Here is a 14,118-nt window from a genome sequence, read left to right as displayed (position 1 = left end):
TCATTCACTGGTAAGGGCCGTGACCGGGTCTAGCCGGGCAGCCTTGCGGGCTGGCATAAAGCCGAAAATGACGCCGGTCACCAATGCGCAGCCAAAGGCGCCGAGCACTGCGACCAGCGAGAACGCCACCGCCACATCGCAGAGCAACAATACGCCACCGACGATAAAGGCCAGGGTGATGCCGGCCACGCCGCCGACCACCGAGAGCATCAGTGCTTCGGTCAAAAACTGGCGCAGGATGTCGCGCTGGCGGGCGCCGGTGGCCATGCGAATGCCGATCTCGCGGGTACGCTCGCGCACGGTCATCAGCATGATGTTCATCACCCCGATACCGCCCACCAGCAGCGAGATGGCGGCGATCGAACCGAGCATCAACGACAGGGTGTTGCGGGTTTTGGCTTCGGCCTGAATCATCGCCGCGTTGTTGGTGATTTCGAAATCGCGTTTGCCGTGGTGCAGCCTGAGCATCAGTTGCTCGATGGCCTTTTCGGTCTGGTTGACCTTGCTCGCATCGGCGGCGGCGATCACCACATATTCCGGATTGTGGGTGCCGAACAGGCGCACGCTGGCCGCAGAGTAAGGCACCACGATGCGCGTATCGCTGTCCGAGTCGCCGGAGCTGGCGCCTTTTTCGGCAAGCACCCCGACCACGCGAAACGGTACGTTTTCCAGCAGGATGTACTGGCCAATCGGGTTGGGCACATCCTTGAGCACTTTATCGCGGACCTTTTTGCCTATCACCGCCACGGCGGCAGCCGCGTCTTCATCGGCCTGGCTGAAGAAGCTGCCTTGCACTACCGGCCAGTTGAAGATCGCCGAAAAATCAATACCGTTGCCGCCGGTGTACAGGGTGTGATCGACATTGCCATAGCGCACGCCAATCTCGGCGCCATTGATCGGCATGATCATTTTTACTTGCGGCAAGGTCGAGAGGGCGGCTACGTCATTGAGGGTCACGATGCCCAGTGGCGCTCTGGGCCTTGGCGACATGCCGCTGAGGTAAATGATGTTGGAGCCAAAGGCGCCCATTTCCGCCATCACCTGGCGTTTGCTGCCTTCGCCGACGGCCAGCATCACCACCACCGAGGCCACGCCGATGACAATGCCGAGCAGGGTCAAGGCGGTGCGAAAACGGTTGATCCACATGACTCGCCAGGCGGCGTGAACCGCATCGACCAGTTCGCCTTTCCAGGCTCCCCGGGCCTCGCTGCCTTCGCTCAGGCGCTTGCGCAGATCGATGGCCTGCAAGGCCTGGGGGTTGTCGGTCGCGGGCAGGTGCGTGCCGTTGCTACTGTCGCTGATAACTTCGCCATCGCGCACTTCGATGATCCGGTTGGCCCGTGCTGCGACTTCGCGGTCATGGGTAATCAGGATAACCACATGGCCTTGGCTCGCCAGTTCGTCAAGCAGGGCCATGACCTCGGCGCCGCTGTGGCTGTCGAGAGCCCCGGTGGGTTCGTCGGCGAGGATGATATGCCCGCCGTTCATCAGGGCGCGGGCGATCGACACCCGTTGTTGCTGACCACCGGACAGTTGGTGCGGACGGTTGGCGGTGCGTTCGGCCAAACCCAGGCGGTCGAGCAGGGCGGCTGCACGGGCGTGACGCTCGGCGGCCGGGGTACCAGCATAGATGGCCGGCATTTCGACGTTTTCCTGGGCCGACGCCGAGGGGATCAAATGGTAGCCCTGGAACACAAAGCCAAAGGCTTCGCGGCGCAACCAGGCCAGCTCGTCACTGTCGAGCCGGGCGACGTCTTCACCGGCAAACAGGTAGCGCCCGGAGGTTGGGCGGTCGAGGCAGCCGAGGATGTTCATCAGGGTCGACTTGCCCGAGCCCGAGGCGCCGACGATGGCGACGAACTCCCCGGCATGGATCGACAGACTGATGCCTTTAAGCACGTGAACTTCAGGCGTGTCGATGCCGCCGTAGACCTTGCGGATATCCTGCAGGTCGATCAAGGGAGTGGGCATTCAGCCTCCGTTGCCGGTAGCGGGGCCGGCCAGCAGGTGATCGCCCTCATCCAGACCTTCGAGGATTTCTACGCGCAAACGGTCGCTGATGCCGGTACGGATTTCGCGAGGCTCGACCTTGCCGTTCTTGCTCACGATATGGGCGGTCTGGCGGTCCCCCTCGGTAGTGCCCTGCAACGCGATGATTGGCGCGAGCAATACATCCCGGGCCTGATTGGCGACAAAAAACACCTGGGTGGTCATTTCGGGCATCAGTGCCTGATCGTTGTTGTCGACATCCAGCAGCACGGTATAGAGCACCACGCGGGCGCTGCCGCTTTTGCTTGCGGGGCTGCCGCCGCCCTGGCTGCTTTCGTTGAGGGGTTTGGGCGGTACGGGCAGGACCTGGCGCACGGTGCTGTTCCAGCGCCGGTTGCCGCCGCTCAAGGTGGTGAAGTAGGCCTGCATGCCGGTTTTTACATGGCCGATATCGGCTTCCGAGACTTCAGCCCAGACCGTCATCGGCGAGAGCTTGGCGATGCGCAGGATCAGCGGTGTTTGCTGTTGGGCATTGAGGGTCTGGCCTTCGCGGGCATCCAGTGCCACCACGGTGCCAGACATGGGCGCAAAGATGCGGGTGTAGCCCAGTTCGGCTTCATCACTGCGCAAACTGGCCTGGGCCTGACGGATCTGCGCCGCAAACATGTCGGTCCGCGCCTGGGTGGTGCGGACTTCAGCCTGTGCCGCCTGAACATCTTCTTCGCGGGTGGCGCCGCCTTTTGCGAGGTGTTGCTGGCGCTGCAACTTCTGTTTTGCCAGATCGTGCAGGGCGCGTTGTTCTTGCAGTTGAGCCTTGAGGTTTTCGATGGCAAAGCGGCTGGCATCGAGTTTGGCTGTTTGGGTGGACGGGTCGATTTCGACCAGAAGCTGGCCTTCCTTGACTTCAGCACCGACGTCGACGTGGATCTTATGGATTTGCCCTGAGGCCTGTGCACCCACATCGACATATTGCCGGGGTTGCAGGGTGCCGAGTGCGGTCACGCTGCTTTCAATATCGCCCCGGGTTACGGGCACGGTGTCATAGGCATCGCGGCCCGGCGTCAGGAAAGGCCAGGCTGCCAAGGCGGCGCCGAGTAATAAACACAGGGTGATCAGCAGCGCACGTCGGGTCTGTCGAGGGCGTTTCATGCAGGGTTCCGGCCAATGGAAGTCGGCCCGTCGTCATGCCATTGGGCCCAAATGCCCAGAGCAAACGCTGTCGCGAGGACGACAGACACGGGGAGCTGTTGAGTAAACGAATGATTTGGCGAGGGATTTAGCTGTTTGTTTATAGGGTTGTTGCTAAATAATTCGACGAGGGTAGTGGCCTTGGGGTTTAAATCTATATGAGAATTACTATAAATTACATCTGTAAAAGTGCCATCATCATGCCGCTATTTCATTAGATCTGTTTCTGCGCTCACGGAGTGTTGCCGCTGCTGTTGCGGCCAGGAGTCCTGTTGGAAAACTACTATCGCGAACTGGTGGGCTTTTTGAGTGCCAGATTGGGTAATGCCCAGGCGGCCGAAGATGTGGTGCATGACGCATATGTGCGCGTGCTGGAGCGTTCCAGTGATGAGCCGATTGCTCAACCTCGCGCATTTTTGTACCGCACGGCGCTCAATCTGGTGATCGACGGTCATCGGCGCAACACGTTGCGCCAGGCCGAGCCGCTGGAAGTGCTGGATAGCGAAGAGCGTTTTTACAGCCCCTCGCCGCAGGTGCTGATGGATCATGGTCAGCGCCTGGACATGCTCCAGCGGGCGTTGTCCGAGTTGCCAGCGGCATGTCGCGAGTGTTTTTTGCTGCGCAAGCTCGATGGCTTGTCTCACCTGGAAATTGCCGACCGTCTGGGGGTATCCCGCAGCATGGTCGAGAAGCACATCGTTAACGCAATGAAGCACTGCCGGATTCGTATCCGGCAGTGGGACAACGCCTAAATTTCATTTCTGTGTTCTCGTTCCTACTCAACAGACGATCTGCTGCCCTGCCACTGGGCAGTCGGTCACGGGCTTTTTTCCCTCTGTTGAGGGGTAATCCAGAGGACACTGAAAATGACACAGGCAATCGCTGCGGGCGTTGTGCATGATCTGATCGGCATCGGTTTCGGACCTTCCAATCTGGCTCTGGCCATCGCCCTGGAAGAACGCGGGCAGGTTCAAGGCCCCCTGAATGCGTTGTTTTTAGACAAACAGGCTGACTATCGCTGGCACGGCAACACCCTGGTCACTCAGAGTGAGCTGCAGATTTCGTTCCTCAAGGATCTGGTCACGCTGCGCAATCCCACCAGTGCGTATTCCTTCGTCAATTACCTCAAGGCCCACGGTCGTCTGGTGGATTTCATCAACCTGGGGACCTTTTATCCATGTCGTATGGAGTTCAACGACTACCTGCGCTGGGTGGCGTCGCACTTTGAGGCGCAAAGCCGTTATGGCGAAGAAGTGCTGAGCATCGAGCCGGTACTGCATCAACAGCAGGTCGAAGCCCTGCGAGTGATTTCCCGCGATTCTCACGGCTTGCAACACGCTCGTACTACGCGCTCTGTGGTAGTGAGTGCCGGGGGAACGCCGAATATTCCGACGGTTTTCAAAGCGCTCAAGGATGACCCGCGGGTTTTCCATCATTCCCAGTACCTGGCGCGCATGGCCAAACAGCCATGTGTCAGCGGCAAGCCGATGCGCATCGCAATTATTGGCGGTGGTCAGAGTGCGGCTGAAGCGTTTATCGACTTGAACGACAGTTATCCATCGGCTCAGGTGGACTTGATTCTGCGTGGTTCGGCACTTAAACCTGCGGATGACAGTCCGTTCGTCAACGAGGTGTTTTCGCCACAGTTCACCGATCTGGTGTTTGCCCAAAACACCGCCGAGCGCGAGCGTCTGATTGTCGAGTATCAGAGCACCAACTATTCGGTGGTGGACATCGATCTGATTGAGCGCATCTACGCGATCTTCTATCGGCAGAAAGTCTCGGGCATTGCCCGTCATGTTTTCCGTAGCCTGACCAGCATTGAAAACGCCACGGCAGACGGGCAGGGCATCAAGTTGGCGCTGCGCAACACCGCCAATGGCGAGATGCTGGAGCAACACTACGATGCGGTCATTCTGGCCACCGGTTACGAGCGGCAGATGCACCGTCACCTGCTGGCACCACTGGCTGAATACCTGGGCGACTTCGAAGTAGGCCGGGACTACCGGATAGTCACCGATGAGCGCTGCAAGGCGGGGATTTACATGCAAGGTTTCTGTCAGGCCAGCCACGGCCTGAGTGACACCTTGTTGTCGGTTTTACCGATTCGGGCAGATGAGATTTCGGCGTCCCTGTATGCCCATGACAAGCGCAACAGCCAGCATCCAGCGGTGACTGAGCCTATGTTGGCCAGCGCGAGCTGAGACGCCATATCCCGCGCGGATGTCAGGCTTTATGACATTCGCGTGGTGAAACTGAACTCTTCCTGAAGAAGTTTCTGATTCATAAAGCGGAAGCCTTCCTACGGTTTACTCTCTAAAACGTCGGGCGTAAGCTGCCCGCGTTTTGATCAATAGCGCAGAGACCAAGTGGATAGCAGTTTGAGCGACAGTAGTTGGCCGGGTTCTAAGACCGGCATATTTTCGGCAAGCTAGCGCGCAGAATCCCCTGCCGCTTCTTGCTTGATAGCGAGAGGTGGCGTCTTGCCCGGGGCTGTTGTGACCCGAGCCCGCAAGCCCTCTTTCCGACACTGAAACGTGTGTGATTAACGCCCTTGGCGCATCGCAACGCGTTGTATGCGCGTGCCTTTTGGCTCATGCGCACGCTTGGCTGTACCTGCTTGTCGGCTTCGTTGACCGCCAGGGGAATCGTTATGGGCAACTTCTTTAGACTCGTTCGCCGCCGCCAGCATCGGCCCGCGCTACCGGGCAGTTTGCGATTGTTTGAATAACCGCGAGCCCCAGGCTCGCTCACGAGATTAAAACCATGAACGACGGTTCCAGATTAAGGCCGGCTGTGTAGTCACTCTGCTTGGGGTGAGCGCAGGCGGCGCAGGAGTAGCACCATGAAACTCGCCCTGAAAGAATTTTTCGCAGGCTTTTTGCGCACCCGCCATATTGGCCGGCACTTCCGCCGCCTGGCTTTGCTCGACAGCCTGACCAACACCACGGTCAGCCGCGAAGTGCCACCGATCCTGGCGCAAACTCTGGTGGCGGCCGCCAATACTGACAGCGCCGTTTTGATCGACAACCTGGGCACCCACACCGACGGTCTGAGTGAGGCCGAGGTTGAGGTGCAGCGTCAGCAATACGGGCTCAATGAAGTTGAACACGAGCAGCCGCTGAGCCGTTGGGTACATTTGTGGCACTGCTACAAAAACCCGTTCAACCTGCTGCTGACCTTGCTCGCAGCTGTATCTCTGGCCACCGATGACATTCAAGCCGCCGTGGTGATTGGCACGATGGTGGTGTTATCGACGTTGCTGCGGTTTTGGCAAGAGGCCAAATCCAACAAGGCGGCTGATGCCCTCAAGGAAATGGTCAGTAACACCGCGACGGTGATGCGTCGCGATTTCAGTGCTGACGCATCGCCGATGTTTGGCAAGTTCTATGGCGCGGCACAGAAAATCAGGGGCGCGCAGCGTATTGAGCTGGCAATCAAACAGTTGGTGCCGGGTGATCTGATCGTGTTGTCGGCGGGAGACATGATTCCGGCAGACTGTCGGGTACTGAGCGCCAAGGATTTGTTCGTCAGCCAAGCTGCGATGACGGGCGAATCGATGCCGGTCGAGAAGTTTGCGCGTCAGTTTGATAGCCAGACCAGTAACCCGCTGGAACTGGACAATATTTTGTTCATGGGCACCAACGTGGTCTCCGGCGCGGCCACGGCGGTGGTACTGACCACGGGCAACAACACCTACTTCGGGGCATTGGCACAGCGGGTTGGCGCGACCGATCGCGGTCCGACTTCGTTTCAGACCGGGGTCAACAAAGTCAGCTGGTTGCTGATCCGCTTTATGTTTGTGATGGCGCCACTGGTGCTGTTCATCAATGGTTTCACCAAGGGCGACTGGACGGAAGCCTTGCTGTTCGCACTGTCTGTCGCGGTGGGCCTGACCCCGGAAATGCTGCCGATGATCGTGACCTCGACCCTGGCCAAAGGCGCAGTGTTCCTGTCACGCAAAAAAGTCATCGTCAAACGTCTTGATGCGATCCAGAACTTTGGCGCGATGGATGTGCTGTGTACCGACAAAACGGGCACGCTGACCCAGGACAAGATTTTCCTGGCCAGGCATGTGGATGTCTGGGGGCAAGAGTCCGACGACGTGCTGGAAATGGCCTACCTCAACAGCTACTACCAAACCGGGCTGAAAAACCTGCTGGACGTGGCGGTGTTGGAGCATGTCGAGGTTCACCGCGAATTGAACGTGGGTACGGCCTTCAACAAGGTCGATGAAATCCCGTTCGACTTTACCCGTCGCCGCATGTCCGTAGTGGTGGCCGAGCAGGACCAGCCACATTTGCTGATCTGCAAGGGTGCTGTCGAAGAAGTGCTTTCGGTGTGCAAAACCGTGCGTCATGGTGAGCGGGAAGAAGCCCTGAGCGACGAACTGCTGGCGCGTATTCGCCAGGTTACCGCGGCCTTCAACGAAGAAGGCTTGCGCGTAGTGGCAGTGGCTGCGCGGCCGATGACGGAAGGGCGCGAGACATACAGCCTGAGCGATGAGCAGGAACTGACGCTGATTGGTTATGTAGCGTTTCTGGATCCGCCCAAAGAGAGCACCGCGCCTGCGCTTAAAGCGTTGGCAGAGCATGGGGTTGCGGTAAAAGTTCTGACGGGCGACAACGAACTGGTTACGGCCAAGATCTGCCGTGAAGTGGGCCTGGAGCAGCAAGGCTTGCTTATGGGCAATGACATTGAGCGCATGAGCGATGCCGAACTGGCGGTAGCGGTTGAAACCACCAACGTATTTGCCAGGCTGACACCGACGCACAAGGAACGCATTGTGCGTTTGCTCAAGGCTAACGGGCATGTGGTTGGCTTTATGGGAGACGGGATCAACGATGCGCCTGCGCTGCGCACGGCTGATATCGGGATTTCGGTGGACAGCGCGGTGGATATTGCCAAGGAAGCGGCAGATATCATCTTGCTGGAGAAAAGCCTGATGGTGCTGGAGGAGGGTGTGCTGGAAGGGCGTCGGACCTTTGCCAACATGCTCAAGTACATCAAAATGACCGCCAGCTCGAACTTCGGCAATGTGTTTTCGGTATTGGTGGCCAGTGCGTTTATTCCGTTTTTGCCAATGTTGCCGATGCATCTGCTGGTTCAGAACCTGCTGTATGACGTGTCACAAATCGCCATCCCTTTCGATAACGTTGATGAGGAAATGCTGAAAAAGCCGCAGCGCTGGCAGCCTGCGGACGTAGGGCGTTTCATGTTGTTCTTTGGGCCGATCAGCTCGATTTTCGACATCCTGACCTTTGGCCTGATGTGGTATGTGTTTAAAGCCAATACCCCTGAACACCAAACCCTTTTCCAGTCGGGCTGGTTCGTGGTTGGGCTGCTGACTCAAACCCTGATCGTGCACATGATCCGCACACCGAAAATCCCGTTCCTGCAAAGCCGTGCGGCAATGCCGTTGATGGTCATGACGGGGGTTATCATGGCTGTGGGCATCTTCCTGCCAATGGGGCCGTTGGCCGCTTACTTCAAATTACAGGCCTTGCCACCGCTGTACTTTGTGTTCTTGCCCATGATCCTGCTGGCGTACATGGTACTGACCCAGGCCGTGAAAGGGTTCTACATTCGCAAGTTCGGCTGGCAATGAGGCCTGCCCCGGCCATCTGAGTGACGAGGGTTACGGTCTTTTGAGATTGGCGTTTGCATGAGCAGTGAATTTCCGGCTCGGCAGCTCAAAAGGCCAAAACCCTTGGCAGCTTTAAGTAGCGAATATAAGAAAAATCTTACAGATAAGATGGTGAATTCCCTTCTCGTAGGCGGCATCTGATTAGCGATCATTCGCGGCTCGATTTCGAACGGGCTTCAGTGTGTTGCGCTCAAATATAGTGGGACCTAAAGAGGTTGATTGTAGGATCTATCCTATACTTTCAATGTCATCCATTAGGTTGTTTTTTACCGGCTTGCGCCGGCTATACCTACTCAAAACGATATGTTTGCGCCTGATATACGCTGATGCTCGGCTTACTGGCAGAGGATTAAATGTATGAAAGTGTTGATTGCTGATGATCATTCACTTATTCGATCAGCGATGAAAGTGCTGATGGAAAGTCAGGGGTATGAGGTCGTGGCAGAAGCGGCCAATGGCACCGATACGGTTCAACTCGCGCGCCTGCATAACGTTGACTTGATTGTCTTGGATATCACCATGCCAGGCCTGGATGGCCTGGAAGTGATCAATCGAATCAGGGCTTCAGGGCTGGATACCCGTATTCTGGTACTCACCTCACAATCGCCGCTGTTTTACTCACAGCGTTGCATGAAGGCCGGTGCCGCAGGGTTTATCACCAAGAGCCAGGACCTCACGGAATTGCTGAGGGCTGTCAAAGTGATCATGGATGGCTATACGTTCTTTCCGTATCTGGCGGCCAGTTCGGTACGCAACAGTGATGCAAGCATGAGCGACGTGGAGTTGATTCAGCATTTATCGGCGCGTGAGTTGTATATTCTGCAACAACTTGCTCGAGGCTTGAGTAACAAGAAGATTGCTGAAGACATGATATTGAGCAGTAAAACCATTAGTACTTATAAGGCGCGATTAATAGAAAAACTGAATATAAAGTCGGTCGTCTATTTGGCAGATTTTGCCAAACGTAATGATCTGATTTAATTGAAAACACTTGCATGTCTGGGACTCATTGCGCTGCTACTTGTCCTTGGCCAACCCAATGCAGCCGCTGACCCGCCAGTGCAACCCTTGCGGCTGTTGGGCCGTTCGAATGTCGAAGCGTACAGCGTGGTGCTTACGGCATCTGACTGGCAATGGCTCAAGCAACAAGGCCCCCTGCGTTTGGGGGGCTCGGCACCCGACTACGGCCCTTTTGACCTGGTCGTCAATGGCCAGGATTTCGAAGGGGTAACGGCTGACTACGCGCAGTTGCTGTCGCAGTTGTTGCACGTCGATATCGAGGTCAAGCGTTACCCTTCAAGGCCGCAAGCGATTGAAGCACTCAAACTGGGCGAGCTGGATTTGCTCAGCAGCTCCAATGGTTTTGAAGCGCAAGATCCCGCATTGGTGTTAAGCCTGGCGTACGCGGACGACACACCTGCGCTGGTGACGCGCAGCAGTAATCGGGAGCGTCCGCCAGTTAATCTGGCAGGCCTGCGCATAGCCATGCTGGATCACTATTTGCCGCCGCAAAAGGTCAAGGACTTCTACCCCGAAGCATCCTTGCAACTGTATCCCTCGACTCTGACCGCTATCGGCGCCGTGGCATTTGGCCAAGCCGATGTTTACCTGGGGGATTTTATCAGCGCCAATTACTTGATCCAGAAGAACTACTTGAACAACGTGCAACTGGCTGACTTTTCACGTCTGGAAGGCAACCCATTTTCTTTTGCACTGCGTGGTGATGAGCCTAGATTGGTGCGCATTATTAATGCCGCGCTGGCGGTAATCCCACCCAGTGCACGTATGACAATCCTGCGGCGCTGGAGCTCTGACGGGCCGCAAATCAATAACCCGTGGCGGTTTAACCCCACTACAAGCGAACAGAGCTGGTTGGCAGAACACCCGCGATTAAAGGTAGCGGTCAATGATCAGTTCCTGCCGCTGTCGTTTTTTGATGAGCAAGGCGAGTTCAAAGGTTTAATTGCCGATCTGTTAACCAACATCAGTGCACGGACCGGCATAGAGTTTCAGCCAGTACGCGAGCATACGGTCGGGGGCGTGATTGAGTTGGTCGCCTCGGGCAAGGCAGATGTGTTGGGTGCTATCACCAGTAGCACCGCTCGTGAAAACCAGCTGAGCTTTACTCGGCCTTACCTCACCACGCCTTTTGTGCTGACCACCCGTATTGGCTCCGAGGGCTTTGAAACACTGGATGAAATGGCCAGCCAGCGTGTGGTGTTAGTACGTGGCAATGTGCTGCGCGATTTTATTGTGCATAGCTACCCACAGGTTCAGGTGCTGGAGGCTGACAACCCTCCGGCGGCCTTGCAAATGGTGGCAGAGGGCAAGGCCGATGCGGCGATCTGCACGCTGGTCAGTGCGCGTTATCTGGTCTCGCGGCGTTTTGCCAAACAATTGCACATCACGAGTACGGTGGGCACACAACCCGAGCAGATCGGATTTGCCACTGCTGGCAATGATCCTCAGTTGAATTCGATTCTGAACAAGGCATTACTCAGTATCACCCCTGGAGAAATGAGTGAACTGACCCGTCGCTGGCGCACTGACACGCTGGCGGGTGAGAGCTACTGGTTGCGTAATCGCGCTGCAATTTTACAAGGCTTCGCTATTGCGGCGGCCTTGCTGTTGGTGGCTATCGCGTGGATTACCTATTTGCAGCGGGTAATTGCCAAGCGTCAGCAATTGTTGAACGAGTTAAATATCGCCAAACAAGGCGCTGATGAGGCGAACCGGGCGAAGACCACATTCTTGGCTACCATGAGTCATGAAATCCGCACTCCCATGAATGCGGTGATTGGCATGCTGGAGCTGGCACTGAAAAAAGCCGATCAAGGGGTCATGGATCGTTTTGCTATTGAAGTGGCCTCGGTATCTGCCCGCGAGTTGCTCGAACTGATTGGCGATATCCTGGATATCGCACGTATTGAATCCGGGCACCTGTCGTTGAGCCCCCAACGGGCGAATATCAAATCGCTGGTAGAGGCCGTGGCGCGGATGTTCGATGGGCTTGCGCGGCAAAAGCACTTGAGTCTGGTGTGTGAGTTGAGTCCGCAGGCGGATGCTGAGGTTCTGATCGATCCGATACGTTTCAAGCAGATCGTCTCCAACTTGCTGAGCAATGCGATCAAGTTCACGCACAAGGGCGAAGTTCGTCTGATCTTGAAAGTTCAGCCCGTTGACGATGCGCAGCAGGTGTCAATTTGCTTGCGTGTCGAGGACACGGGGGTGGGTATTTCTGATGAAGACCAGCGTCGCTTGTTCAGTCCATTTGTTCAGGCCAGTAACAACACCCAATCGGCACGCAACGGTTCAGGTCTGGGGTTGGTGATTAGCCGCGATCTTTGCGAAATGATGGGGGGGCAGTTGCACCTCAGTAGCCTGGAAGCGATCGGCACCCGGGTTGAGGTCATGATGGTGGTGCCACTGCTTGAGCCTGAAGAGTTTGCGGTAGACACCGAGCAGCAAGAGGTGGGCATTACCCGGTCGTTGAATGTTCTGGTGGTGGATGATTATCCGGCTAACCGGATGTTGCTGGCCCAGCAACTGAGTTATCTGGGGCACCGGGTGACGGACGCCGAAAATGGAGCGTTGGGCCTGAAAGCGTGGCGGACGGGGCATTTCGACGTGGTAATCACCGATTGTTCGATGCCGGTCATGAATGGCTATGAGCTGGCGCGGGCAGTGCGCTCCGAGGAGGCTTCCCTGGCACGGGTGGCTTGCCGGATTTTTGGTTTTACGGCGAACGCACAACCGGAAGAAGTCGAGCGCTGCAGGGACGCCGGTATGGATCAGTGCCTGTTTAAGCCCATCAGTTTGAATGACTTGAGTGCGTGTCTGGCGTCTGGTGTACCGCAGGATGCGAAAGGCCAGGATAGCCATGAACCGGAGGATGGCGCCGAGATTAATCTGACGTATCTCAAACAGTTGAGTCAGGGCGATGATGGGGTGATTCAAAAGCTGCTCACTGAACTGGCGGTCAGCAATCGACAGGACCTTGTATCCCTGGTCGAACTGTTTGTGAACGATGATTACCAAGGGCTGGCTGACCTGGCGCATGGGGTCAAAGGGGGAGGGAGGCTGATTCAAGCCAATAAACTGATCGAGTGCTGCGAGCAACTGGAAGCGGTTTGCCAGGCGGGGGAACCGCAACGTCTTACCGTTGCGGTCGATGCGCTGCACAGCAGTATGGAGCAGTTGGCTGAACAATTAGAGCGTTACGCGCAGGTCAATGAGTCACCTGAATGATGAGACCAAAATGCCAACCAGATCATTACGAATACTGATAGCCGACGCAGATCCGGCTCAGGCTCTAAAAATAGAAAAGGCCCTTAATATTTTGGGTTACTACCGGATCGCGCCTTTGTACAACGCTGAGGCGTTGGTGGGTTTGAAGGTCGCGGACACCAATGAATATGACGTGTTGCTGATCAGTCAGGACATGGCAGGAGGGGACATCGCGGATGAGGTCGAATATCGCAATGAGAATTCGCATTTTCGCCATGTACTGATGTATGCGGATGTCGACAAGTTTGTCAGCCAGCTCCCCAGGCTTATGCCGATGCTGGATTCTTCAGCTCAGCCTTGAAGCGCAGACTTGTCTGTATTACCTCGGCCGCGCTAAGGTCTGGTGTCGTCATATACAGACACTAATGGACTGATTCGTCGAGGAATACGCGTAATGTCGGATGTCGTTGTAGTGCAAGCAGACTATACAAACCCGGTTCACGCCCAGGCGCTGAGAGACGTATTGAACCACTACGCCAAAGACCCGATGGGTGGTGGTCAAGGGCTGTCGCAGGAAGTGCTGGATGGGTTGCCCGCCGCGCTTGCCAAGCGTCCCCATGCATTTAGTGTGCTGGCGTTCGTCAACGGTGAGGCGGCTGGTCTGGTGAACTGTTTTGAAGGGTTCTCGACCTTTGCCGGTAAGCCTTTGGTCAACGTGCATGATGTGTCAGTAGTGGATACGTTTCGCGGCCTGGGCCTGAGCCAGAAAATGTTGCTCAAGGTTGAAGACATCGCCCGTGAGCGCGATTGCTGCAAGATCACCCTGGAAGTGCTTGAAGGCAATCCGGTGGCACAAGGTTCCTATCGCAAGTTTGGCTTCAGCGACGGGCAACTCGACCCGGCTCATGGGCGTATGTTGTTCTGGAACAAGTATTTGTAAGCAGGGCAAGCCTGCTCCCACAAAAATGACAAAAATGACAAAAATGTGTGAGCGAGCCTGCTCGCGAAGGTCGTAAACGATAGTGCGTGCATACGGGCTAATCGCGACGCTCTTGACGCTTTCGCGA

General features: G+C 56.4%; 9 protein-coding genes. 7 read left to right on the top strand and 2 right to left on the bottom strand.

What is annotated here, in order from left to right; translation table 11 throughout:
• On the bottom strand, nt 1-1,971 hold the full coding sequence (locus tag N7D90_RS17005) for a MacB family efflux pump subunit (RefSeq protein WP_261739098.1): 1,971 nt from the start codon (nt 1,969-1,971) through the stop codon (nt 1-3).
• Nucleotides 1,972-3,138 carry an efflux RND transporter periplasmic adaptor subunit gene (locus N7D90_RS17000; protein WP_261739097.1) on the bottom strand — a complete coding sequence of 389 codons (1,167 nt, stop codon included), beginning with the start codon at nt 3,136-3,138 and terminating at the stop codon, nt 1,972-1,974.
• Between the two features lie 311 nt (nt 3,139-3,449).
• Here N7D90_RS17000 and N7D90_RS16995 point away from each other — a divergent pair, with 311 nt between their 5' ends.
• The 7 genes from N7D90_RS16995 to N7D90_RS16965 all read left to right on the top strand — a co-directional run bounded on the left by N7D90_RS16995 (nt 3,450) and on the right by N7D90_RS16965 (nt 13,991).
• The gene (locus tag N7D90_RS16995) at nt 3,450-3,929 is read left to right on the top strand and encodes a sigma-70 family RNA polymerase sigma factor (RefSeq protein ID WP_261739096.1); all 480 of its coding nucleotides are present in this window, start codon (nt 3,450-3,452) and stop codon (nt 3,927-3,929) included.
• Nucleotides 3,930-4,043: 114 nt separating this feature from the next.
• Nucleotides 4,044-5,381: a lysine N(6)-hydroxylase/L-ornithine N(5)-oxygenase family protein gene (locus N7D90_RS16990; protein ID WP_261739095.1), complete on the top strand. Its 1,338-nt coding sequence runs from the start codon at nt 4,044-4,046 to the stop codon at nt 5,379-5,381.
• Between the two features lie 641 nt (nt 5,382-6,022).
• The gene (gene mgtA, locus N7D90_RS16985; protein ID WP_261739094.1) at nt 6,023-8,785 is read left to right on the top strand and encodes a magnesium-translocating P-type ATPase; all 2,763 of its coding nucleotides are present in this window, start codon (nt 6,023-6,025) and stop codon (nt 8,783-8,785) included.
• Nucleotides 8,786-9,181: 396 nt separating this feature from the next.
• A complete protein-coding gene (locus tag N7D90_RS16980; RefSeq protein WP_261739093.1) occupies nt 9,182-9,805 on the top strand; it encodes a response regulator transcription factor in 624 nt (207 codons plus the stop codon).
• Nucleotides 9,806-13,072, top strand: a complete 3,267-nt coding sequence (locus tag N7D90_RS16975; RefSeq protein ID WP_261739092.1) for a transporter substrate-binding domain-containing protein — start codon at nt 9,806-9,808, stop codon at nt 13,070-13,072.
• Complete coding sequence (locus N7D90_RS16970) at nt 13,056-13,412, top strand: hypothetical protein (RefSeq protein ID WP_261739091.1); 357 nt, start codon at nt 13,056-13,058, stop codon at nt 13,410-13,412. Before N7D90_RS16975 ends, N7D90_RS16970 begins: the two co-directional genes overlap by 17 nt.
• A gap of 93 nt (nt 13,413-13,505) precedes the next feature.
• Nucleotides 13,506-13,991, top strand: coding sequence for a GNAT family N-acetyltransferase (locus N7D90_RS16965; protein ID WP_261739090.1), 486 nt, complete (start codon nt 13,506-13,508; stop codon nt 13,989-13,991).
• The last annotated feature ends 127 nt before the right edge of the window (nt 13,992-14,118 follow it).

Origin of the sequence: Pseudomonas fragi (assembly GCF_025426255.1) — a bacterium.
Classification (GTDB): Bacteria; Pseudomonadota; Gammaproteobacteria; order Pseudomonadales; family Pseudomonadaceae; genus Aquipseudomonas; species Aquipseudomonas kulmbachensis.
The sequence above is the reverse complement of the archived record's forward strand: the minus strand, read 5'-3'. Positions and strand labels throughout refer to the sequence as shown.